Source organism: Marinobacter sp., from assembly GCF_044799475.1.
Lineage (GTDB): Bacteria > Pseudomonadota > Gammaproteobacteria > Pseudomonadales > Oleiphilaceae > Marinobacter.
Genome location: NZ_CP085217.1, coordinates 2,921,700 through 2,943,791 on the forward strand (window position 1 = coordinate 2,921,700; position 22,092 = coordinate 2,943,791).

Annotated in this window: 23 protein-coding genes; 8 read left to right on the forward strand and 15 right to left on the reverse strand. The window is 57.5% G+C overall.

What is annotated here, in order from left to right:
* The first annotated feature begins 117 nt into the window (after positions 1 to 117).
* Both LG327_RS13495 and LG327_RS13500 read left to right on the forward strand, forming a co-directional pair.
* The gene (locus LG327_RS13495) at positions 118 to 1,704 is read left to right on the forward strand and encodes a hypothetical protein (RefSeq protein ID WP_404362583.1); all 1,587 of its coding nucleotides are present in this window, start codon (positions 118 to 120) and stop codon (positions 1,702 to 1,704) included.
* Positions 1,705 to 1,768: 64 nt separating this feature from the next.
* Complete coding sequence (locus tag LG327_RS13500) at positions 1,769 to 2,542, forward strand: substrate-binding periplasmic protein (protein ID WP_404362585.1); 774 nt, start codon at positions 1,769 to 1,771, stop codon at positions 2,540 to 2,542.
* A 32-nt stretch (positions 2,543 to 2,574) separates the two neighbouring features.
* On the opposite strand, the gene LG327_RS13505 is transcribed toward LG327_RS13500, so the two are convergent.
* From LG327_RS13505 to lpxA, 4 genes are all read right to left on the reverse strand, one after another.
* A complete protein-coding gene (locus tag LG327_RS13505; protein WP_404362587.1) occupies positions 2,575 to 2,994 on the reverse strand; it encodes a globin in 420 nt (139 codons plus the stop codon).
* Positions 2,995 to 3,091: 97 nt separating this feature from the next.
* A complete protein-coding gene (locus LG327_RS13510) occupies positions 3,092 to 4,192 on the reverse strand; it encodes a DegT/DnrJ/EryC1/StrS family aminotransferase (RefSeq protein WP_404362589.1) in 1,101 nt (366 codons plus the stop codon).
* Positions 4,189 to 5,184 carry a Gfo/Idh/MocA family protein gene (locus LG327_RS13515; RefSeq protein ID WP_404362591.1) on the reverse strand — a complete coding sequence of 332 codons (996 nt, stop codon included), beginning with the start codon at positions 5,182 to 5,184 and terminating at the stop codon, positions 4,189 to 4,191. The genes LG327_RS13510 and LG327_RS13515 overlap by 4 nt, the downstream gene beginning before the upstream one ends.
* Complete coding sequence (gene lpxA, locus LG327_RS13520; RefSeq protein WP_404362592.1) at positions 5,181 to 5,969, reverse strand: acyl-ACP--UDP-N-acetylglucosamine O-acyltransferase; 789 nt, start codon at positions 5,967 to 5,969, stop codon at positions 5,181 to 5,183. Before lpxA ends, LG327_RS13515 begins: the two co-directional genes overlap by 4 nt.
* Before the next feature lie 321 nt (positions 5,970 to 6,290).
* Between lpxA and LG327_RS13525 the strand changes: the two genes are divergently transcribed.
* Both LG327_RS13525 and LG327_RS13530 read left to right on the forward strand, forming a co-directional pair.
* Entirely contained in the window at positions 6,291 to 7,085 is a 795-nt protein-coding gene (locus LG327_RS13525) for a flagellar motor protein MotA (RefSeq protein ID WP_404362593.1), read from the forward strand.
* A gap of 42 nt (positions 7,086 to 7,127) precedes the next feature.
* Positions 7,128 to 8,195: a peptidoglycan -binding protein gene (locus tag LG327_RS13530; protein ID WP_404362595.1), complete on the forward strand. Its 1,068-nt coding sequence runs from the start codon at positions 7,128 to 7,130 to the stop codon at positions 8,193 to 8,195.
* Positions 8,196 to 8,215: 20 nt separating this feature from the next.
* Here the strand turns inward: LG327_RS13530 and LG327_RS13535 are convergent, their stop codons facing one another.
* Together LG327_RS13535 and LG327_RS13540 are read right to left on the reverse strand one after the other, a co-directional pair.
* Positions 8,216 to 8,539: a DUF6482 family protein gene (locus LG327_RS13535; RefSeq protein WP_404362597.1), complete on the reverse strand. Its 324-nt coding sequence runs from the start codon at positions 8,537 to 8,539 to the stop codon at positions 8,216 to 8,218.
* A 99-nt stretch (positions 8,540 to 8,638) separates the two neighbouring features.
* Positions 8,639 to 10,123, reverse strand: coding sequence for a flavin-containing monooxygenase (locus LG327_RS13540; protein WP_404362599.1), 1,485 nt, complete (start codon positions 10,121 to 10,123; stop codon positions 8,639 to 8,641).
* A 211-nt stretch (positions 10,124 to 10,334) separates the two neighbouring features.
* Here LG327_RS13540 and LG327_RS13545 point away from each other — a divergent pair, with 211 nt between their 5' ends.
* A complete protein-coding gene (locus tag LG327_RS13545) occupies positions 10,335 to 10,877 on the forward strand; it encodes a cytochrome P460 family protein (RefSeq protein ID WP_404362601.1) in 543 nt (180 codons plus the stop codon).
* A 76-nt stretch (positions 10,878 to 10,953) separates the two neighbouring features.
* Here the strand turns inward: LG327_RS13545 and LG327_RS13550 are convergent, their stop codons facing one another.
* The 3 genes from LG327_RS13550 to LG327_RS13560 are packed head-to-tail and all read right to left on the reverse strand — an operon-like array spanning position 10,954 to position 13,179.
* Entirely contained in the window at positions 10,954 to 11,466 is a 513-nt protein-coding gene (locus tag LG327_RS13550) for a DUF192 domain-containing protein (protein WP_404362603.1), read from the reverse strand.
* 25 nt (positions 11,467 to 11,491) lie between these two features.
* A complete protein-coding gene (locus tag LG327_RS13555; RefSeq protein ID WP_404362605.1) occupies positions 11,492 to 12,253 on the reverse strand; it encodes an ABC transporter permease in 762 nt (253 codons plus the stop codon).
* Complete coding sequence (locus tag LG327_RS13560; RefSeq protein ID WP_404362607.1) at positions 12,250 to 13,179, reverse strand: ATP-binding cassette domain-containing protein; 930 nt, start codon at positions 13,177 to 13,179, stop codon at positions 12,250 to 12,252. The genes LG327_RS13555 and LG327_RS13560 overlap by 4 nt, the downstream gene beginning before the upstream one ends.
* 179 nt (positions 13,180 to 13,358) lie before the next feature.
* Between LG327_RS13560 and LG327_RS13565 the strand changes: the two genes are divergently transcribed.
* A complete protein-coding gene (locus tag LG327_RS13565; protein WP_404362609.1) occupies positions 13,359 to 13,829 on the forward strand; it encodes a hypothetical protein in 471 nt (156 codons plus the stop codon).
* 61 nt (positions 13,830 to 13,890) lie between these two features.
* Positions 13,891 to 14,208 carry a hypothetical protein gene (locus tag LG327_RS13570; RefSeq protein ID WP_404362611.1) on the forward strand — a complete coding sequence of 106 codons (318 nt, stop codon included), beginning with the start codon at positions 13,891 to 13,893 and terminating at the stop codon, positions 14,206 to 14,208.
* A gap of 36 nt (positions 14,209 to 14,244) precedes the next feature.
* On the opposite strand, the gene LG327_RS13575 is transcribed toward LG327_RS13570, so the two are convergent.
* The 4 genes from LG327_RS13575 to LG327_RS13590 form a co-directional block, all read right to left on the reverse strand.
* Positions 14,245 to 14,826 carry a hypothetical protein gene (locus tag LG327_RS13575; RefSeq protein WP_404362612.1) on the reverse strand — a complete coding sequence of 194 codons (582 nt, stop codon included), beginning with the start codon at positions 14,824 to 14,826 and terminating at the stop codon, positions 14,245 to 14,247.
* Between the two features lie 73 nt (positions 14,827 to 14,899).
* The gene (locus LG327_RS13580; protein WP_404362614.1) at positions 14,900 to 16,366 is read right to left on the reverse strand and encodes a PhnE/PtxC family ABC transporter permease; all 1,467 of its coding nucleotides are present in this window, start codon (positions 16,364 to 16,366) and stop codon (positions 14,900 to 14,902) included.
* A 7-nt stretch (positions 16,367 to 16,373) separates the two neighbouring features.
* On the reverse strand, positions 16,374 to 17,027 hold the full coding sequence (locus LG327_RS13585; RefSeq protein WP_404362616.1) for an ATP-binding cassette domain-containing protein: 654 nt from the start codon (positions 17,025 to 17,027) through the stop codon (positions 16,374 to 16,376).
* Positions 17,027 to 17,896 (reverse strand): putative selenate ABC transporter substrate-binding protein, encoded by an 870-nt coding sequence (locus LG327_RS13590; protein WP_404362618.1) that lies wholly within the window; start codon positions 17,894 to 17,896, stop codon positions 17,027 to 17,029. The genes LG327_RS13585 and LG327_RS13590 overlap by 1 nt, the downstream gene beginning before the upstream one ends.
* 216 nt (positions 17,897 to 18,112) lie before the next feature.
* On the opposite strand from LG327_RS13590, the gene senB reads away from it, so the two are divergent.
* On the forward strand, positions 18,113 to 19,105 hold the full coding sequence (senB, locus tag LG327_RS13595) for a selenoneine biosynthesis selenosugar synthase SenB (RefSeq protein ID WP_404362620.1): 993 nt from the start codon (positions 18,113 to 18,115) through the stop codon (positions 19,103 to 19,105).
* Here the strand turns inward: senB and selD are convergent.
* Positions 19,086 to 21,356, reverse strand: a complete 2,271-nt coding sequence (gene selD / locus LG327_RS13600) for a selenide, water dikinase SelD (protein ID WP_404362622.1) — start codon at positions 21,354 to 21,356, stop codon at positions 19,086 to 19,088. The two genes, senB and selD, sit on opposite strands and share 20 nt — an antisense overlap.
* Positions 21,356 to 22,024, reverse strand: coding sequence for a helix-hairpin-helix domain-containing protein (locus LG327_RS13605; RefSeq protein WP_404362624.1), 669 nt, complete (start codon positions 22,022 to 22,024; stop codon positions 21,356 to 21,358). Before LG327_RS13605 ends, selD begins: the two co-directional genes overlap by 1 nt.
* Between the last annotated feature and the right edge of the window lie 68 nt (positions 22,025 to 22,092).

Below are 22,092 nucleotides of genomic sequence, written 5' to 3' on the forward strand. Positions count from 1 at the left end.
CTCAAACATTCTCTGCTTTGAGCGCTCCGCCACGCAACCCCCTGATGCCATTTGCCTATAATGACCCGATTCTTTCTCTGATCGATGATGATTTCTGTTCAATTTTTGGGGAGATGCATGAGGCTTACATTGTCAGTCTGGCTTTTGGCGCTGGCCTGGGCTTTTTCTTCTCAGGCTCTGGCAGTCCCGCCCGGGGTGCTGGATCGTGCCTGGCAGCCGCCAGTCCAGCTGATGGGGTCAGGTGACAGCGAGCTTGCCGTGACCCAACTGCGGGAATATGTGGCGCTTCAGCGCCTGATCATGAACCGGACGGATTTTGACCAGGATACCCGGCGTTTTGTCGACGGCCTCTGGGACTCGTTGGAAGCTTTTGATCTGAACCGCTTCCATGGTCTTTTACCAGAGGAAGACGACGGAGGACGCCTGCTGCGGATATATGGGCAGGCCCAAAACGGCCGCTATCGACTGGGACCCAGGCCCCTCAGCTCCAGTGCCAGTCCTGCCTCCCCCGAACTTGGTGACCTCACGGCCCGTGTGCGGGCCAGTCGGATTGAGGCGAAAGTTGCAACCCATTACCTTCTCACAGGAGAACTTGCGGTTGGCGTGGGCGACGTCAGCTGGTCTTCCGTACTCGAGGCCAGCGAGGAGGCTCTGCGCCTGGTGTCAGGGGATGACGGAGCATTCAGCGGTGATGTCTCCGGGGCGGCCGCCGACTACCGGGCGAGGGCACGTGCCATGAACCCGGACCTTTCTCCCTCCGACATCGAGGCCCTTGCGCCCCTGTGGGCCGCCTTTCCGGATATGTGGCACCTGATGGCGGGCCTCGGCCGGATCGACAGCCTTTTTGTCAAACCTCTGCCCGCGGCCTCGTACCGTGAAGTCCAGGCCTCGTTCACCATTGATACTGAACGTCTGGAAAAGGCGTATCCCACACTGGCAGGCCATCTGGAAAGGATTGATTCACTGCTGGAAGTTCAGCTGGATCTCAGCGACAGGAATGGCCGCCTGCTGCGGATGAGGCTGGACAGCCAGACCCTTCGGGCAGAAGTGTCCATGCTGGTGGGGGATGGCCGGATTATTCCGGTGCGCCATGGGCTGCCGGTGCCGAACGCAGTGCCCCTCGAAGGCAACACCAGCCGCCGTTTCAGAGCTGATATGGATATCCGGATGAACATACTGGGGGTTATTGCCCGGGTTCACGGGATGCAGGCGCGTATCCAATACCTGCCCGAAACTGCAGGGGCCAGATTCGATGCCGCGGTCCGGCAAACTCCCCGGGTCACAGTAGGGGGCAGGGCACTTGGTATGGTGCCAACCGGCCTGATCAACCGCTTCCTGCCAAAGCGCATCGATCAGCTGGTTACGGATTTTCTGAAAGTGGCCTGCGAGGGGAACAATGGGCAGGGCATGAGTGCACAGGTGGCATTAGTGCAGCCTGACCTGAATGGTCCGGGCCAGCTCAGTTTATCCGCTGCTTTTGAAGGACTCGATAACTTTCTGGTCCGTATCGGTATGGGCATTGTGAACAGGCGGATCATTCCGGAGCCCCAGGTATCGGAGGAGATTCGCCAACTGATCGCAGATGCCCATGAGGCATTTTCAAGAGATCTGGACAGGTTCGAGCGCCTGGTCGTGGAAGCTCCCCCGGTTTCGCCCGAAGATCCGGACAACGTGAGTAATGTATCTCTTGTGAAAATCTACTAACATCAGACCGGGTTTGGAACCCTTGGGACCCCGCGAAAGATAGTCACCAGGCAAAGGAATCGCCATGGAATTTCGGCAGTATGGATGTATTTTCTGTTTTATCCTGCTTTTTGCAGGCAGTGCCGCTGCGGAAGAGGGCAGCATAAGGCTTGGAACCGGGCCGGATTATCCACCCTTCGCGGACCGGGACATGGAAGGCGGTGGCATAGCAACCCAGCTGGTGAAGCTTGTTTTTGAGCGCATGGGCCGACCGGTGGAACTGGAAAACAGGCCCTGGAATCGTCTGATCCGTGATGCGAGGGGCCTGAGGCTCGATGCCATTTTCCCCTATGTCCGTACCCCGGAGCGTGAAGAAGAGTTTCTGTATTCTGATGGGATGTTTGAAGTAAATCTGAGCTTTTTCGCTTCCCAGGTTGCGGGTGCAGGGTTCCGGGCCGGAACCCTGGAAAAGCCGGTTACCCTCTGCCGGCCAAACGGCTATGCCCTGAACGAGGATGTGCGCCCCTACCTGATATTCGATTTTTTTGAGTGGATCAGGCCCAGCTCCATGCAGTCCTGTTTCCGGATGATGGCCAGGGGGCGTGTTGATATGATCCCGATCAATCAGGCGACCGGGCGGTACATTATTGAAGAGACCTTCGGCGAATCACCGGATTTCCCGGTGCTCACGGTGATGGAAGAGAACGTAACCCATCATCTGCTCATTCCCAAAGGGCTGGAGAGGGCCGATGAGTTGATGGCAAGTTTCAATCGCGAACTGGCCCAGGTGATGGCCAGCGACGAGGGCCAGGAGATTCTTGGCAGCATCTCGCGGTTTCTGACGGACGAGCCTTTATAGCCTTTGGCAACTGCACTTCAGTTCAGTTCAGTTCAGCAGCGATTGTATTGGAACTTCATGTAGGTTATTCCGGAGCTCAGCACCAGGCGCCATGCCAGCTCAATCTCATCGTCGGCTTGCGGGTCATATTCCCGGACGGTGTCCACGAGGCACTCCAGCCAGAGGTCATACAACTCCGGCCTGATATCAAGACCACGGGCGCTGTGGGAGCGGGCGATGTTTTCAAGCGGCAGGTCGGGGGTCCCGCTGACGTAAAAGACCACCAGGCTGTAGAAGGACTTTTTCAGTATTCTTCGCTGGTCTGTCATGTCCGTCCATCTGAACTTTTCCCGTACTGCCGGATCTGCGTCGAGAAATCGCTCGTAAAATGCTTCGAAAAAGTCGACGTCGCCCCGCGTTTCCCGAACGACCCGCTCGTAGCTCTCGTCGAAAATTTCTTCGTAGGAAGTCATGGCGGCCTCCAGTAAAAACGGGAATGTCCAGGAACTCCCGACCCGGTCGGAAGGTCGAATGTCGGCTATGGGGACGCCGGAAAAACAGCAGCGTAGCTCAAAGGCTCCGGCGCACAGCCTCAACAATAGTGTCCACCTTGTTCTGTTCCAGTTCGGGGTACATTGGCAGTGATAGACAGCGCCGGGTGACTGATTCCACCACGGGCAGGTAGACATCCTGATACCCCATGCCCAGGGCGGGTTGCCTGTAGGCGGGGAGGGCATAATGAATTGCCGTCGAAACGCCTGCCTGGGCGAGGCTTTTTATCAGGTTTTCCCGGAGAGCCTCCGGAACCAGCAGGGTAAACTGGTGGTAGACGTGATCTCCCTGCGGGTCGACAAATGGCGTCTCGACGCCGGGCAGCCCGCTCAGACCCGCCCGATACCATTCCGCCACTCTTGCCCTTGCCGCATTCGCTTCATTGACGCGGCGGAGCTTGATACGAAGAATGGCTGCCTGCATTTCGTCCAGACGGCTGTTGTATCCAATCTGGCTGTGGTGATTCCGCTTTGAGCTCCCATGATTGCACAGGGGCTGGAGCTTCTCTGCCATTGCCGCCGAGTTTGTGGTTATCATGCCTCCATCGCCACAGGCGCCAAGGTTCTTGGTGGGAAAAAAACTGAAGCAGCCCGCATTTCCCAGGGTGCCGGTAAACCCGGGCCCCCGTCGCGCGCCAAAGGACTGGGCACAGTCTTCAATCAGCTGCAGATCATGGGTTCTCGCCAGTCGGGTCAGGGGCTCCATGGTCACTGGCTGGCCAAATATATGAACGGGCAGAATGGCCCTGGTCGCCGGCGTTATCGCCGCTTCAACTCTTTTCACGTCGAGATTGAATGTCCGGGGATCAATGTCCACGAATACCGGCCTGGCCCCCACATACCGGATGGCCTCGATGGTGGCAAAGAAGGTGAAGGGTGTGGTGATCACCTCATCTGCCGGGCCAACCCCCGCAGCCAGCAGTGCCAGGTGAAGCGCGTCGGTTCCCGAGGCGCAGCTTATGGCATGGTTTACGCCCAGAAAATCAGCCACTTCTTTCTCGAAGGCCCGGACATTGGGTCCGCCGATGAACGAGCCGGACCGCACAACATCACTCACTGCGTTTTCAATGTCTGCCTGCAGGGATTCGTGGCCAGCGGCAATGTCCACCATTGGAATCATCCGTGCTTTCTCCAGATCAGGTGAGGTTGATGTTCGTCCGGTCCGGCTGGCGGCGTTGTCCTGCCTACCTGGGCAATCACGGCTGTGGCCATTTCCAGCGCCCGCAGGCCGTCTTCGCCACTGACAGCGGGAGGAAGGCCCGCAAGAACGCTGGTTGCGAAGGCACGTATTTCGCTCTCAAGGGCATCCACCGGCTCAAGCTCTGGAATTTCGCTGTCGATATCCGGAATGCCGGGAAACATCTCGCGGTCCGATTTGCGGCGGATTTCCAGCCGGTGGCCTGCAAGGTCGGCGGAAAAATAGGCGTTACTCTGGAACAGCCGCATGCGACGTTCCTGCTTGAGGCTGATCCGGCTTGCCGTCACATTGGCAACGCAGCCATTGGCAAACTGGATCCGGGCGTTGGCAATATCGGTCGCCTGGGACAGAACGCGGCTGCCGCTGGCATCGAGACGTTCGACGGGGGATTTCACCAGATCAAGAATGAGATCGATATCGTGAATCATCAGATCAAGCACTACATCCACATCCAGCGCTCGTGGCTTGAAAGGTGCGATGCGATGGGATTCGATGAACATGGGTGTTTCGATCCGGCTCGCCAGGGCCTGCATGACCGGATTGAATCTCTCCAGGTGACCGACCTGCAGCAGGCATCCCTTGTTCCGGGCGATTCGTATGAGGTCCCGCGCTTCCCCCGGCGTGGTGGTAATCGGTTTTTCCACCAGCACGTGTATTTTTGCCTCAAGAAGGTCGCGCACCACCTGGTAGTGGTGAGAGGTGGGGACCACAACGCTGGCAATATCCACCTTTCCTGTCAGTTCCAGATGACTGTTGCACACGCGGGCCCCGTTTTCCTTTGCAATGGCGCGGGCCCGTTCGTTGTCCGCATCCACAACAAATTCCAGACTGGTCTTGTCCAGGGCAGCGTATTTCCGGGCGTGGAACTTGCCCAGATGTCCAACACCTACTACTGCAGCCTTCAGCTGTTTCATCGGCTTAACCCTCTTTTTGACTGCTTCAGGAAGTCCAGCAGTTGCTGGACTTCCGGTGTGAGCGACTGACTTTCAAGCTCGCGAATGGCGTGCTTCAGGCCCAGACCGGAACGGTAGAGCGTGCGATAGGCAGACTTCAGGGCAGCCAGACCGGCTGCATCCAGGCCGGCACGTTTCAGGCCCCGGTGGTTGAGACCGTAAAGCCGGGCGGTGTTGCCCGCGGCAAGCATGAACGGGGGAATATCCTTGACCACAATGCTGCCACCTCCCACCATCGCAATCTGACCGATACGGGCAAACTGATGCACCGCCACCAGGCCGGCGATGTTGGCTCTGTCGCCGACGGACACATGGCCCGCCAGGGTCGCGCCATTGGCCATGACGATATTGTTGCCCAGCACGCAGTCATGGCCGACATGGGCGTAGGCCATCAACAGGTTGTCATTGCCTATGGTGGTCAGCGCCCGGTCTTTCGGGGTGCCTCTGTGTATGGTTACAAATTCGCGGATGGTATTGCCGTCGCCTATTTCCAGGCGCGTGCTTTCCTCAAGGTAGCCGAGGTCCTGGGGTGCGCCGCCAAGGCAGACATGGGGATGGATCCGGTTGTTGCGGCCCAGCCGGGTGGGTCCGTAGATGACAGAGTGGGGGCCGACGGTGGTTCCGGGCTGAATATCCACGCCAGCACCGATAACGGCGTAGGCACCGATGACGACGCCGCCGGCGAGCCGGGCGGAAGGGTCGACAATGGCGGTGTCGTGAATAAGTGGTATCTGCTCGCTATCCATTGCGATGGCCCGTCAGCAAAATCGGCTTTGCGGGTACTTCCTGCCCGGTTTTCCCCGATCTGACAGGGACCGGTTAACCCGGATTGAATGTATATCTTTAAATTGTCACACAAAGTTACTCGATATGTCTCGTCCTGAACCGGGATCCGGCGAAAATGTTATGGAACTTCTGGCCCGGATTGACGGTCTGATCTCCCCTGGACGCAATATTGCAATTTCGTGCTCCGGAACTACTGCACCCTATTGTTTGAAACCGCACGCTACTACTCTGGAAGTGTGCCAGGCTTTTATCCTGAATCCTGAAAAAAACCGGTGATATCGATGAGTAATCCCAAACACACCCTCTTCTGGATGACCCTTTTTCTTGGTGTCGTGCTGGTTGTCAGTGCGCTGATCCACGCGCCACTGGCCACGGCCTTTATGGCCAACTGGGTTTTCAATCTGCTGATTGTCTGCGTGCTGCTGATCGGCATTGTGCTGTGCTACCGGCAGGTCTTTGTGCTTTTTCCCGAGTTGCGCTGGATATCCCAGTTCAGGACGGGCCATGCAGGCCTTTCAGTGCTTCAGGAGCCCCGGCTCCTGAAGCCACTGGCAAGACAGCTCGGAGACGATTACAAGCGGGACCAGTTTTCGCTGTCCACGCTGTCCCTGCGCACGGTTCTTGATGGTATTCACAGCCGCATGGACGAGCAGCGGGAGATCACACGGTATTTCATCAGCCTGCTGGTTTTCCTGGGGCTGCTCGGCACTTTCTGGGGTCTGCTGGGTACAATCAATGCTGTGGGGGGCGTGATCGCCGGTCTGGATATGGGGCAGGGGGATTTCGGCGCTGTTTTTGCGGAGCTGCAGGCGGGTCTGCTCACACCTCTGGAGGGCATGGGCACCGCTTTCAGTTCGTCGCTTCTTGGTCTTGGTGGCTCTCTGATTCTGGGCTTTCTGGATATTCAGGCAGGCCAGGCGCAGAACCGCTTCTACGATGGCCTGGAGGAATGGCTGACAGGCGTAACCAACCTGGTCGACACCGTGGCCGGGCCGGCGCAGGAGGGCGAGGCTGCCATGGATAACCTGCGGGCTGAAAACCAGCGCCTTAAAGACCAGCTCGCGGACAGGGACTGAAATTATGGTTAGTCTGACCCCGGGCATCAAAAAGGCCTTGTCATGATTGGTTCAAGGCGAAGGACCAAAAGCAGTATCAATGTCTGGCCGGGGTATGTAGATGCCCTGTCCGCACTGCTGATGCTGGTCATCTTTATGCTGCTGGTATACGTCGTCAGTCAGCTGTACCTCTCCCAGACACTGTCTGACAGAAACACGGAACTTGCGCGGCTCAATGACCGGCTCAGCGAGATATCCACGCTACTTGGGCTGGAAGAGCAGAAAACCGCCGCCCTGGAGGATGCCATGGTGTCCGTTCAGAACAGCCTGGGGGCGAGCATTGCGGTAAATGAAGAGCTGAAAGAGGATCTGGACGAACAGGAAGAGCTCCTCCTTGCCCGGCAGTACGATCTCCAGGCCCAGGCCATGCGCATAGAGGACATGGAGTCGGCGGTGGAGGAAACCCGGCGGGAACTGGAGGACGAGGAACTGCTGAGCGCTTCCCAGAGAGCCCTTATCCAGCGGCTATCCGATCAGATCGCGGCGCTGCAGAACCAACTGGGCAAAATCGCCGCGGCACTCAGGCTGCAGGAAGACCTGACAGAGGAGAAAGAGGCTGAACTTGCGAAAGTCGGCCAGCGCCTGAACACTCTGCTGGCGGAAAGGGTCGACCGGCTTGAGCGCTACCAGTCCGAGTTTTTCGGGCGTCTGCGGGAAATTCTGGAAGACAACGAGAATATCCGGGTGGTTGGTGACCGCTTTCTGCTTCCGTCAGAGCTGCTTTTCGCTTCCGGGTCGGCGCGTCTGGGCCTCACCGGCATGGAAGAACTGGACAAGCTGGCGGACGTGCTGCTGAACGTAGCGGAAGCCATTCCAGATGACATTGACTGGATCCTGCGCATTGACGGGCATACAGACCGGATTCCCATCAATACGCCGGCATTTCCATCCAACTGGGAGCTTTCCACCGCAAGAGCTGTGGCGGTGGTGCGCTACCTGGCCCAGGAGGGCGTGCCCCAGGACCGCATGGCGGCAGCAGGTTTCGGCGAGTTTTACCCGGTGGCCGAGGGCATGACTGAAGAGGCGCTCAGGAAAAACCGGCGTATTGAGCTTAAGCTGACCAACCGCTGAGGCGAGGCCCAGGCCTGGCTCTAGTGGCCCTGTACGGGAACCCTCATGAAGGGCTCTCCTTCATCGGACAGCCCCACCATCTCGTCATAACCCGAAGGCGGCATCACCTCAGTGCGCTTGACGGGAAAATCACTCAGTGCCTCCTGAAGGGCTGCGGTGCCGTAATAAAGAAGCGGCGCTCCGGCCTTGTCCGTTAAAATTCGGATCTCGTCGCCAAAGTGCAGCCTGCCAAGATAATAGCGCCCCTCCAGGGACACAATTTCGAGCAGGTCAATATCGCTGTTTTGCCGTGTCTTCAGCTCACTCAGGGTAATTTTCGCTGCTCTTTTCATTCCTGCGCTCATATCCGGCTCCGTTTGTCCTATCGATTACCCTGTGGATTTACGGTCGGTTGAGTCAGGAGGATCAGAATTCAACCTGGCGGAAATTACCGGTACGCCAAATTAACCTTTTGCTCGGAAGAACTCGTAGTCCTCGGGGTCCAGGTGGCGTGTGGATCTGCGATAGGTAAACGTGAACCCCGGCCAGTTGGCCGTATTCTTGCCGTGCTCGTTGCGATACCAGGAGGTACATCCGGAATCCCACACGGTGCCTTCCAGGCGGGACTGTATGTCACCCACATAGGTTTTCTGGCGATCCGGGAGGACGTCCATGGCAGCTCCGCGCCCCTGTTTGCGCAGGGTCTGCACGCAGGAAAGGACATAGCGAAACTGGGATTCCAGCATGAACAGAATCGAATTATGGGCCAGGTTTGTGTTCGGTCCATACAACATGAAGAGGTTGGGAAAACCGGAGACGGTGATGCCCTTGAAAGCTTCCGCGCCTTCCTGCCAGACCTGGTTGAGGTCCTGGCCGTTCCGGCCGATGATCTTCATGGGTGAGAGGAAATCTGTCGCCCGGAAGCCGGTGCCAAAGATGATGGTGTCGACCTCATGTTCCTGACCGTCGCGCGTGACTATCCCATTTTCCGATACGCGCTCTATAGCAGAGGTTTCAATGTGGAGGTGATCCTGGTCCATGGCCGGGGCCCAGTCATTCGAAATGAGTATCCGTTTGCAGCCAATCTGGTAATCGGGGATCAGCTTTTCACGTTTTAGCGGATCCCGCACTTTTTTTCGGACCTCCCGTTTGGCCAGCCAGGCAAAGATTTCCAGCAGGAAATTGAAGCGGGTAAACGCCAGTCCGCGACTCTCATTCTTCCAGTAAATCAGGTTGCGATAGACCCGGTCGTGGAAGGGCAGGTGCTGAAAGAGCCATTGCTCCCATGGTTTGAAAGCGCGGTCCGGCTTGGGGATGACCCAGGCGGCAGAGCGCTGGAAAAGGGTCAGCCGTTTCACCTTTGAAATTATCTCCGGAACAAACTGGATGGCGCTGGCTCCGGTTCCAATGACGGCCACGGATTTTCCCTCGAGATCGTACTCATGATCCCAGCGGGCAGAGTGAAAGACCTTGCCCCTGAACGATTCCATCCCTTTGAAGCTGGGCCATGCGGGCTGATTGAGCTGGCCGGTGGCGGTAATCAGGACATTGGCGGCCAGGGTTTCGCCATCAGCGGTGGAGATGATCCACTGGTTCTCAGGGGTATCGAATCTGGCTTCTGTGACTTCCCTGTTGAAATGGATGTGAGGGCGAAGCCCATATTTCTCCACGCAGCTTTCCATATACCCCTGGATTTCCTGCTGGGGTCCGAACTTTCGCGACCAGTCATGTTTTGGCTCAAACGAGTATGAGTAAAGATGGGACTGTACATCGCAGGCGGCGCCGGGATAGGTATTGTCACGCCAGGTGCCGCCGACTCCGCTGGCTTTTTCCAGCAGAGTGAAGGATTCAATCCCGGCTTTTTTCAGCTGTATGGCCATGCCAAGGCCACCAAAGCCGGTGCCGATAATGACAATCGACGGGGCGGCAGAAGAAGATGTCTGACTCATGGAGGACTCCGCGACAGATAGAGCCCAAGTGTAGCCTTTCTGTGCATCTTCGGCATATGCCGGCTGTTGTTTGTCCCGATAAGCCAGGTCACAGATTCCACAAGGGCTGATTCCACCTGGCAACATACCCGCCCTTGCTGCTAGGTTTTATGTATTGGTTGATCGAAGTACCAATTGTATCTTCAGGACCATAATCAAAGGGAGACGAGCCATGAAGCGCAAATTTTTTTTTCGTGCTATTGGAATCGGATTGATTTTTACCAGCTTTTCAGCGGTGGCTGAAGCCCCTTTTGGCGGGGAAAAGGACATAGCCTACGCAGAGAAGCTCTGGAAACAGCTGGAAAAGCACAACCTCATCGGGGAGAACCGCACCATGTCTGCGCCCTATGAGGGCGTTCATCCTCATGGAGCCTTCCTCGACACCATTGAGCGATCATTCAAGGTGGAGGGCAATACCGGTCCCGTAATCGTGAAGCGTAATTACGGTGGGGAAGAGCTGTCCAAAGAAAAGGTCTGGGACAGCCCGGACGAATACCTTCAGGCCGTCACCGTCATGTACCAGCGCGAGGGCTATGACCCGGACAACAACAACTGGTTCTATGCCAAATACAAGCCTGACGGCAGTATTGATACCAATCCCAAAGACATGAAACTCGCTGGCCGGGTTGGTAAAAACATGAAAGCGGGCTGTATCGCCTGCCATGCGAACGCTCCGGGAGAAGACTTCGTGTTCGCGCACGATCGGTATCAGTAGGAAGCAGAGACTGGCCCCGCCAGGGCCCCTGAGTATCAGTTCAGGGGCCCTGGCGGGCAGTGCCGATCATGACAGGTCAGCCCTGACAGTCCCGGTGGTCCTTCCTGGCGAACCTGTCTCCCACCCCTATGTCATTGCGCCCGAAAAATCCGGCATTCATTTCCAGCGCCCGGTTGAAGGAGACGCCGGCGGGATAGCTGGCGCAGCTGTTCGGTCCGCTGGTACAGGGCACCATGGAGCGGATGGCGCGAATAGTGCCCTCTGGAGCAATGAAGGCTATATCCAGAGGAATGAGGGTTTTGTACATCCAGAAAGCGTGGGATGGCGGGCGTAGCTCGTCATAGACGAACAGCATGCCCGCATCCTCGGCGAGGCTGGTGCGCTCCATCAGGCCCTGCTGCTTTTCCTCGCTCGTTACAGCCAATTCAACAGTAATGGGTACTGCCCCGGTGTCACTGAACAGGCAGGCCTGGTGCTGGTTTGAGCCGTCTGTGTTGTACGTCGCCGCTACCGGACCGGCCAGCAGGGCGCCGAGGACCATGCAGCTGAGCGCTTTAAGCCAGACGCCCCCCTGTGACCTTTCTGTCATCTCATGCTCCCCAATTCTGGATCAACTAGGTCCTGAGGCGGTAACCGGTTTTGAAAATCCACCAGATCGCCGTCATGCAGGCAATCAGAAAAAGCATGATCATGCCCACGCTGACCCCCACATGGATATCGGACACCCCATAAAACGCCCACCTGAAACCGCTGATCAGGTAAACCACCGGGTTAAAGAGGGTAATGGTCTGCCAGATTTCCGGCAGCATGTCGATGGAGTAGAAGGTTCCGCCCAGGAACACCAGTGGTGTGACGATCATCAGGGGAACAATCTGCAGCTTTTCGAAACCGTCGGCCCAGATGCCAATGATGAAGCCGAACAGGCTGAATGTAATGGAGGTGAGCACCAGGAAGGCGAACATCCAGAAGGGGTGCAGGATTTCGTAGGAGACAAACAGCCTGGCCGTGATCAGTATGATGATGCCGAGCAGAATCGATTTGGTCGCCGCCGCACCCACATAGCCAATGACGACCTCCACATAGGACACGGGTGCGGACAGCACTTCATATATGGTGCCCGAGAACCTGGGCATGTAGATGCCGAAGGACGCATTGGAAATGCTCTGCATCAGCAGTGTAAGCATGACCAGCCCGGGAATAATGAAAGCACCATAACTGATGCCGTCAATGTCTCCCATGCGGGAGCCGATGGCGGAGCCAAACACCACGAAATACAGGGATGTGGAAATCACTGGAGAGGCGATGCTCTGCATGAGAGTTCGCCACATGCGGGCCATTTCAAATTTGTAGATTGCGCGGATGCCGTAAATGTTCATGGTGCGTCCTCGTGAACAAGGCCTACAAAAATGTCCTCCAGTGAGCTTTCCCGCGTCTGCAGGTCGCGAAATTCAATGCCCTGTTCCACCAGTCGCCGCAACAGCCGGGCCACGCCTGCCTGTTCCTGCTGCGCATCGAAGGTGTACACCAGTTCATAGCCGTCCTTCGAGAGCTCAATGGGCTCGTTTGCCAGGCTGCCGGGGATGAAGTCCAGGGGGTTATTCAGATGCAGGCGCAGTTCTTTCTTCCCCAGTTTCGCCATTAACCGGTCTTTTTCTTCAACCAGAATGATTTCGCCGTTGCGTATCACGCCGATACGATCAGCCATCTCTTCGGCCTCTTCGATGTAATGAGTGGTCAGTATGATGGTGACACCGGTTTCCCGGAGCTTGCGGACCATTTCCCACATGTCCCGGCGCAGCTCTACATCCACCCCCGCGGTTGGTTCGTCAAGAAACAGAATGCCGGGTTCGTGGGAAAGCGCCTTGGCAATCATCACCCGGCGCTTCATTCCTCCCGACAGCGTCATGATGCGGCTGTGTCTTTTGTCCCAGAGCGAAAGATCCCGCAGAATTTTTTCCAGATGATCCGGAGCAGGGGGCCTGCCGAACAGGCCACGACTGAAACACACAGTGTTCCAGACGGTTTCAAAGGCATCGGTACTGAGCTCCTGGGGAACCAGTCCTATCTTTTTGCGGGCCTCCCGGTAGTTTCTGACCACGTCGTGCCCCGCAGCCAGAATCCGGCCTTCACTGACATTCACAATGCCGCAGATCATGCTGATGAGGGTTGTTTTGCCCGCGCCGTTGGGGCCAAGAAGGGCAAAGATCTCGCCTGGCTGGATATCGAGACTGATATTCTTCAGGGCGTGAAAACCACCTGAGTAGGTCTTGCTGACATTCTGTACGGAAATGTCCGGTTGCACGGTGTTATCCCATTGACGAAGAGCGGATTTTCGAAAGCCCGTATTATACGCATGACCGCAGGGTTTGTAGTGTCCGGGCCAGTGCATCGGCGCGAAAGCTTTGTTTCATGTTGTCGCCGCGGCATAATGCCTGTTCTGCGCCAGAGGCGTTCAGTCAGGTTAAAACCGGGATTTTCATTATGTATTTCAGGGCAATCGCCGTGGTTCTGCTGATTACCGGCTTGCTGGCAGGGGCCGTGCTGGGACCGCGTTGGCTCATGTCGGACAGCGGCACCAACGAGTCATCATCCGGGAGTCAGGCCTGCGACCTGTTGGCTGGTTACTGTGAGTGGCAATGGGCCGGCGACCAGTGGGTGGCTTCGCTGACCACCACCGGCGTTGATGACCGCCTGCAACTGAGGCTCCAGGGCCCGCCAACCAGCAGGAGGATGACGGCGGTTCTGCGTGGCGAGTCCATGTACCTCGGCGAATATCCGATTCCCCTTGTGCGAAATGGGCCGGACAGCGGCTGGACCGGAAGTTTTACGGTTCCTCTGTGCGCAGTGGACCCGATGATGACCTGGCGGGTGGATTTTCATCAGGGCAGCGAACTGGTGCCGCTGGATGGTTCGCCGGAAAAGCTCGTTTTCACAGCTCCGGCAAAAGGATGACACTCTCTCTCAAGGGTGTAAAATCACCGGACACTGATAGACAACCTTCACGGAAGACAGCATGCAGTATGCCGATAGTGTTCAACAGGTATTGATACGGAAGATTAACCGGGCCGAGCAGGATCTCCTGCAGCTCAAGCTTGATTATTGCCGCTTCATTTTCGGCCTGACTCACCGCTCAAAGGTTCAGGCTGATGGCAGGGTCTGGCAGGTTCGGTCCGTCAATGTTGAAAGCATGACTCGTCTTGAGGATGGCAGCTTTGACAGGCCGGAACTGATGGGAATTCCCGCTGGTAGCGAAGAAGCTGCCGAAATACAGCCTCTGGGCCGTGACTGGACGCTGCTCGCCAGTGATGGTGACGCAGCTGCCCGGGCCTGACCCTTCCACCCACCGCAGAAAGCGCCTGCCCGTGAATCAGACAAGGGCGTTGCTGGTTATCACTGTGTAAAGGGAATGGGGAGATGGGACATAACGTCTTTCCAGCCAGCTTTCCGCGCCTTCCAGTCCGCTGCGAAAACACGCAAGCCTCGTGCTGCAGTCCGTCAATGTGGTGATCGCCTGCAGGGTGGACATCTCAGTCATCTCAAGCTTCCTGGCCATCAGTGACGCCATGGTATCCACAAGCTCTTCCGTGTGGCGCTGTCCGGGCGCAGCGAGAGCACAGGCCGCACCGTAAAACCAGGCAATCGCATATTCCCGGACTTCCCGGCGTGAACCTCTGATATCCAGCCCCTGATCCCTTGTGTCCCGTTCCTGCAGGCTGAACAGAATATGAAGCCGTGCAAGCAGCTCGGGGCGGCCGCTCAGGGTCCCGGGGGTACCCGTGCGATGCAACCCGGTCCGCGGCGCCGGCGAGACGGATGGACCAGGGTTCGTATCCGACAGTGCTTCCCCTGCCAGGGCGAGGGATCCGCTGGACAGGGACAGAACTCTCACCGCAAGCAGCGTCAGCAGCCCTGCAAGCATCAATCCCGTGACGATAACAATCCCGCTCATTCCCTTCTCTTCCTTTAGCCTGGTCTATTCGGGAATAGTATAGAGTGTGTAACAGTTTGTTACCGTGATCTGGCTAGCAGGTTGGCATGGTCTGTAATGCAAGACGCCGACGGATGTAGCGGGAAAGGGCATCAATGCCGATATTGAGCAGGGCAGTGATCAGAATCAGTACCATCGCCCTGTCGAACCGGATGCTCTGGATGGCGCTATCCACATAGAAGCCAAGAGTCGCAATGCCCAGAATGCCGAGTATTGCGGTCTCCCGCATGATGATTTCCCACCGATAAAACAGAAATGCGAGAAAAGAGCGGTAAACCCTGGGCACCAGCTCAAATGCGTAGCGATTGATCCCGGAAGAAGCGTCGGTGCGTAATCGGATGCCGCTGCTCTGACGGCCAATCAGATGTCCGATGATGCCTCCGTTATGGAGCGCCAGCGCCACCGCAGCGGGGAGCATGGAGGGCCCCCAGAGCTGCAGAAGTATGTAGGCCAGAATATACTCCGGGGTTGACCGGGCGATAACGAGAAACACATGGCCTGTGGTGCGCCTGACTGGACCACCAAAATGGGTTGAGATAAGCGGGAAGGCCAGCAGCGCAAGTACCCCCGTGAAGACCAGGGCAATCTGGGTCAGGACAAGTGTGTTCCAGATGCCCGGGAGGGCTTCGGTGATCATGAGGTCACTGAACCAGCTTGCCAGACTACCCAGACCCTCGTTGTTCCGGATAGGCGCCGGCACTATGTCCTCGGTAAAAAAGCGCGCAACATTGCCCCACACAATCGGGAGCCCATCGCCCAGAAAGAAGGGCGCCGCCCCGATATAGAATGGCAGCAGCTTTGGTCTGACCCACCAGGGGATGGTGGCAATCAGGACGTAGAAAAGGATAAGCAGGGCACCGGCTTCCGAGTACTGGCCCTGGGAAAAAGAGGCCTCGAGGTAAAAGCCGATGGTTGGCAGGCCCACAAAGCCCAGAATGGCACTGGAGCGCAGTCCGCACTCAAGGCGGTAAGCTGTGTAGGTACGGATCTGCTCCCAGCAATCCGGGACTCTGGCGTACAGAAAAGTGGAGATGACGCCGGTCCCGAAGGGCAGCAGTTTTCTGGGCTCGGGATCTGCCTCGTCCAGTATCTCTGAGTACACCTTGGCGAAGATGCCGGCATAGGGTATGGCAATGGCAAGCACACCAGTGAGCGGGTGGAAGCCAAAAAACTGAAGAAAAATCAGTGCCCAGAAAAGCTCGTGAATGGAGCGGATGAAGGCGCAGAACAGCCGCACAACCCGAAAGCGGTAGACCAGCGCCAGCAGAAAACCACTGATGCTGCCCAGAGCCACGCCCGTAAAGGCAAAAGCGACCGTGCGCAGAATGGCAATATAGAGGCCTTCGGTGCTGAAAAAGTCCGGGGTGGCAATGCCCATGAAAAACCGGCCCAGATCCCGCCAGGGATTGGCCGTGGTAATGGCGATATCCGCGAAAAACAGGCACACCACCGCCACAAGGACGAAAAGCAGACTGGCGCGCACTGTTGGTGATGAGGGCATGGTTCGCTCAGTACAGGGGCAGAATGTCGGTCGGGCTTAACCGTGAACTTGGCTCATCCAGTGCAATCTGCCCGTTCAGTATTCCCACAATGCGGTCGGAGTATTTCAGCGCCAGCTCGACATCGTGCAACGCAATGATCGAGGTTCCGAATGAGTCCTTGAGCATGGCCATGACTGCATGGGCGAGGGGCCCGTCCAGTGCCGATACCGGCTCATCTGCCAGCAGAAGAGGCGCTCGGCTGTACACGGCTCGCGCGATTGCAACCCGCTGGCGCTGGCCCCCGGATACGCTGGCCACAGGTGACCACTGCTTTTCCTTCATTGCAAGCTGGTCAAGCAGGGGTTCGATCTCGCTTCTCTCCCGCTGGAAAGGTTTGACCAGAGTCACAAGATTGTACCAGGTGGGATGCTCGTTGAGCCGCCCCATAAACACATTGTGAAAAACCGACAGGGCCTGAACCAGGCCCAGTTCCTGGGGTATAAGCGCTGTCCTGTCCGGTGCACGCTGATACATCAGCCGCATGAGAGTGGATTTCCCCGCACCACTCCTGCCAACCAGAGCGACCCGCTCACCCTCGTTCACCGTCAGTGAGAGCGGGCCAAGGACACGCTCTCCTCCGAAGGATGCGGTTATACCCTGCAGTTTAAATGCTGCTCCCATCAATCCATGATTCCAAGCTGTTCCGCGACCTTGCGGATGGGCTCATAGCCTTCATTGGAGGCCGGAATAAAGCCTGACCGCGGGAAACTGTTCAGTAGTTCCTCGTCCTCAAGGGTGAGCAGTGCTTTGGTTACGCGGTCCTTGAACCCTTCACCGAAACGGTCGTTAACGTCGCCGCGAATGGTCCACTGGTAATTCGGGTAGGGGGGAGTTGACCAGATCACCTGTACCTGGTCCTCGTCGATATTGCCATCTGCAAGCTCTTTGTCCCAGACCTTGAAATTGACGACACCGACCTGGTAGGTGCCGGCCTCAACGAGCCGGAGGCTGCGGGTGTGGTTGCCGCTGAAGCCAACCCGTGAGAACACCTCATCCGGCGACTGGTTGAAAGCTTCACGGACGTAGAATTCCGGAATCAGGCGGCCGGAAGTGGAGCCCTTTGAGCCGAAGGTGAATGTTTTCCCTTTCAGGGATTCATTCAGCTCGTCCATGGGCTCAAGACCTGAATCCCTGTGAGCAATGAAATAGGTGTGGAAGGTTTCATCTTCAACGCCCTGGGCGATGGCCTCAGAACCGGGTACCAGGCGTCGGGCCTGAACACCGGACAATGCACCGAACCACGCGAGTTGAACCTGATTGTTCCTGAAAGCAGACACGGCTGCGGCGTAGGATTTGACCGGAATGTAACGAACATCAACATCAAGTTCTTCAGAGAGATAATCTGCGACACCCTGGAAGCGCTCCATGAGTTTTGTTTCATCTTCGTCAGGGATGGCAGTAAATATGAACGTTTCCTGGGCGAGGGTGACGGTCGCAGTGAACATGAGGGCAATCCCCATCACTGCGGTCCGCACGACAGAATGTATCATTGAACGATTCCTTTTCATTGATCAGCTGAATTCTTACGCTTCCTGGCAGTCAGGACGGCGACCAGCATACCGTCAAACATTGTCAGGATGAACTGTGTTACGACGCGCATTCACATACGGTTCTGGCCTGACAGCTTTATTTTTGTTTTTATGTTCAGGTCTCCGGCCACCATCGACACCCGGATGCTCCACCACCCGCCAGGATGAGTCATTATTATGAACGCTGTTCCCGCCGCCGCCGCCGTCACTCTCATTACCCCGGCGCCACCAGGCTCGAAGGCCGGTAATCGTGCCACTGCCGAGCGCTGGGCCCGCCTTCTCGAAGAGGCCGGGTTGCGAGTGCGGGTAGTGACCGAGTACCAGGGCGAGCCCACTGACCTGCTCATCGCACTTCATGCCTGGCGGAGCAGGGAGGCGGTGGCGACCTATCGCCAACATTACCCGCGGGGACCCCTGGCAGTCGTGCTGACCGGCACGGACGTCTATCGCTTTCAGGACACACATCCGGACGCTACGTTACATTCGATGGCGCTTGCTGACGTGCTTGTCGGCCTTCACCGACAGGTGGCTGCAGATATCCCTGAGTGTTTCCACCGGCGCCTTGCCATCGTTCTCCAGTCGGCGCCCGAACCTTCCGCCGCCTTGCCGAAGGACAGCAGCCACTTTGATGTCTGTGTTGCCGGGCACCTGAGGGAAGAAAAGGATTCCCTGCGTGCGGCCATGGCCGCACGTCTGCTGCCACAGAATTCCCGCATCCGCATTCTGCAGGCCGGCAAACCCCACAATGAAGAATGGGCGGTTGCGGCTGAGCAGGAAAAGCAGGACAACCCCCGGTTTGAATATCTGGGAGAACTTGAACGCGAGGCCACCCAGGATCTGATGAGCCGCTCAAGAGTTATGGTGATCAGTTCCATCATGGAGGGCGGTGCCAACGTGGTGTCTGAGGCCTGCAGGGCGGGCCTGCCCGTCATCGCCTCGGACATACCGGGCAACCGGGGGCTGCTGGGTGGCGACTACCCGGGTTATTTCCCTGCCCGTGATGAGACTGCACTGGCTGAGATGCTGCGCAGGGCAGAGACTGATCCGCTGTTTCTTGCTGCACTTCAGGCGGGTGTCGAGCGGCAGGCCCCGGCCTTTACCCCTGCCGCCGAGCAGAAAGCTCTGCTGGCGGCGATTGGTCGGGCATTTATCAGGCCTTTATCAAAATAGGCTCCAGCGCTTCGCCCTGGGGCAGCACCCGGCCAATGACGGCGGTTTCCGGGTAGCCAAGCGCCCGCAGCTCGGCAACGCAGGCTTCCGCCCTGTCCGCCGGGATGCTGGCCAGAAGCCCGCCTGCCGTCTGGGGATCGAAGATCAGGGGGTAACGTTCGTGTTTGACCCATTCCTCCTGATTGCGAATGCCGCGGCGCAGGCGGATATTGGCCGGCTGCAGTGAGCTGAGAATTCCGGCTGCCGCGGTTTCTTCTGCCCCCGGGAGCACCGGAATTGCAGAAAGGGAGAGCTCAGCGTCAACCCCGGATGGACGGGTCATCTCCACCAGGTGGCCAAGCAGACCAAAGCCGGTAACATCGGTGCAGGCTCTTGATCCAAACCGGCTGAGGCACTCCGCCGCAGCCTTGTTGGACTGCATCATGGAGGTGAGGGCGTAATCGATCCACCGGCCACGGGCCTTGAGCTTTGCATGGGCGGCAAACAGGGTGCCGGTTCCGATGGGTTTGGTCAGTATGAGAACATCGCCGGCTTTCAGGCCGCCCTTGCTCATGACCTTGTCCGGGTCTATGAGGCCATTTACCGCAAAGCCCAGCGCCAGCTCCCGGCCTTCCCCGGTATGACCGCCTACCAGGGCACAGCCTGCTTCATTCAGCACATCCACCGCTCCGGACATCATCTGGAAAACGATATCCTCAACCTTGGATTCAATGCCGTAGGGTACGGTAGCCACCGCCGTGGCACTCTGGGCCTCGGCACCCATGGCAAACACATCGCCCAGGCTGTGATTCGCGGCCACACGACCGAACACATAGGGGTCGTCAATAAAGGCCCGGAAAAAGTCCACGGTATGAACCACGGCTTTGCCAGGGGGCACACGGAGCACTGCTGCATCGTCCGGCGCATGAAGGCCGACGAGAATGTCATCCCGCTCAATGGGCCTGAGCTCGCCCAGCGCACGGGAGAGCACCGTGCTGCCGACCTTTGCCCCACAGCCGCCACAGCGCATGGCCACAGCGGAAATGGCCTGGGATGCCTCTTCCGGGTTCTGTGCGGCAGAGGTGTCGGGCAGGGCAGAGGTGTCTTCCATATCGGGAAGATCGTTGAATTTCGCCATGAAGCGATGATCGATCCAGTCCTTCCAGCGCCAGACCAGAGGCCCTGCGAGCGCCATCTCCCCGCGGGAGGCAACCGCGTATCTGTCGCCGGTACTGATCAGGGCCAGCCATTTTTTCTGGGGCTGGAAGGCCTTTGGCGATTTTCCGGTAGCGGCTCTTTTGAGATTGTCCGCCAGCGGCGGCCCCTGGCGCACGGCGAACACGCCGGCCTTTTCCCGGGGATAATTCACCACATTGGCGATATCACCTGCGGCGAAGATTTTGTCATCCGTCTCGGTCTGCAGGGTATCGCGAACCCGGATAAACCCGCCCTCATCGAGTGCCAGCCCTGTGTCTTTAAGCCATTCCGGTCCGCCAGCCCAGGTAACCCAGAGCACTTCGTCCACCTCAAAAGCATCTCCGGAACCCGTCACGAGGCGGTTGGCCTCCACCTGGCTCACTGGCGTGCCCAGGTGCAATTTCACCCCGCGGGCTTTCAGGGTTTTCTCAAAGATTTTCCGCACCTTTTCGTTATGGGTAGGCAGCACCCTGGGCTCTGAATCAAACAGGTGGAAGGTTAACTTTTCCGGATCGCCACCACGTGCCTTGATTTCACGGTGGAGGCGGTACTGCATGGCGAGGGTGAGCTCAACCCCGCCGGCTCCCGCTCCCACAACCGCCACGTTCATTGCCCCGGACCGGTTTTCCAGGCGCTCCAGCAGACTGACCCAGCGGTCATTAAAACCACGAATGGGTTTCACCGGCACGGCGTGATCACGGGCCCCGGGAACATCCTGAACCCTGGGGGAGGAGCCGATATTGATAGAGAGCAGATCATAGGGAACCGCCGGACGGTTGCGGCAGAGTACCCGCTGGTTCGTTCGGTCAAGCCCCACGGCTTCATCGCGGTAGAAGCGCGCCCCCGCAAATTCCGCCAGCCGGCTGAGATCTATATGGACCTCATCATAGCTGTAGTGCCCAGCCACATAGCCTGGGAGCATTCCGGAATAGGGGGTGTGGGTGTCGCGGCAGATGAGGGTGAGGCGGACCCCTGGCACGGGGTTCATGGCAAAGCGTTTGAGGACGCCTACGTGACTGTGTCCACCACCAACAAGGACTATGTCACGCAGGACGGGCTGTTCGGATACCTGCATTAAACCAGTTTCCGGGCTTCATTGGACCAGTTGCCGAAATTCCTGATGTTGGTGAAGGCCTGCAGCTTTTCCTTGTCTGCGTCGGATGGGTGGGCAATCTGATCGATTGACGTGATGCCGGCGTTTTTAAGTTTCTTTTCTGTGGCCGGACCAATTCCCTTGACCTGCTTGAGATCGGATCTGTCGATCTTGCCTGCGTCCCGGCGTGTGGTTTTTGCACCGCTGGCAGTGCCTGCCTTCTTTTTGACTTCGGTTTCAGCTTCACGGAGCTGGGATTCGGCTTCTTCGATGGTTTCACCCGCTTTTTCAACTGTCTTCTCGGCATCCTTCCGGGCTTTGCCGGTGACGCCGCCGAGGCGCTCCATCAGGCTTTCCTGCAGCTCATGCAGTTCTTTCAGGCGACGGTCCAGCTCCTCATTGAAGCGCTTCATCTCCCGGTCGCGCATCTGGTCAAGATCGCCGATCATTTTCCGGACAGGTTCCTGAATCTGCGACTGCAACGAGTCAAACTGCTTCATCGCCTCGCTTATCATTTTTTCCACCTGAGCGGAGGTCTTCTCGTACTGCTTGTTCATCTTTTTGATGATTTTGTCTTCGCCGGACCTGCTCTTTTTCACGTCCTTCTTCACATCTTTCTTCACGTCTTTTTTTGCTTCTTTCTTCGCCATGATCGCTTTCTCCCTTTCTGATCTGGGGTTACCTTGAAACCTGACAGACAGATACAGATGCAGAAGCA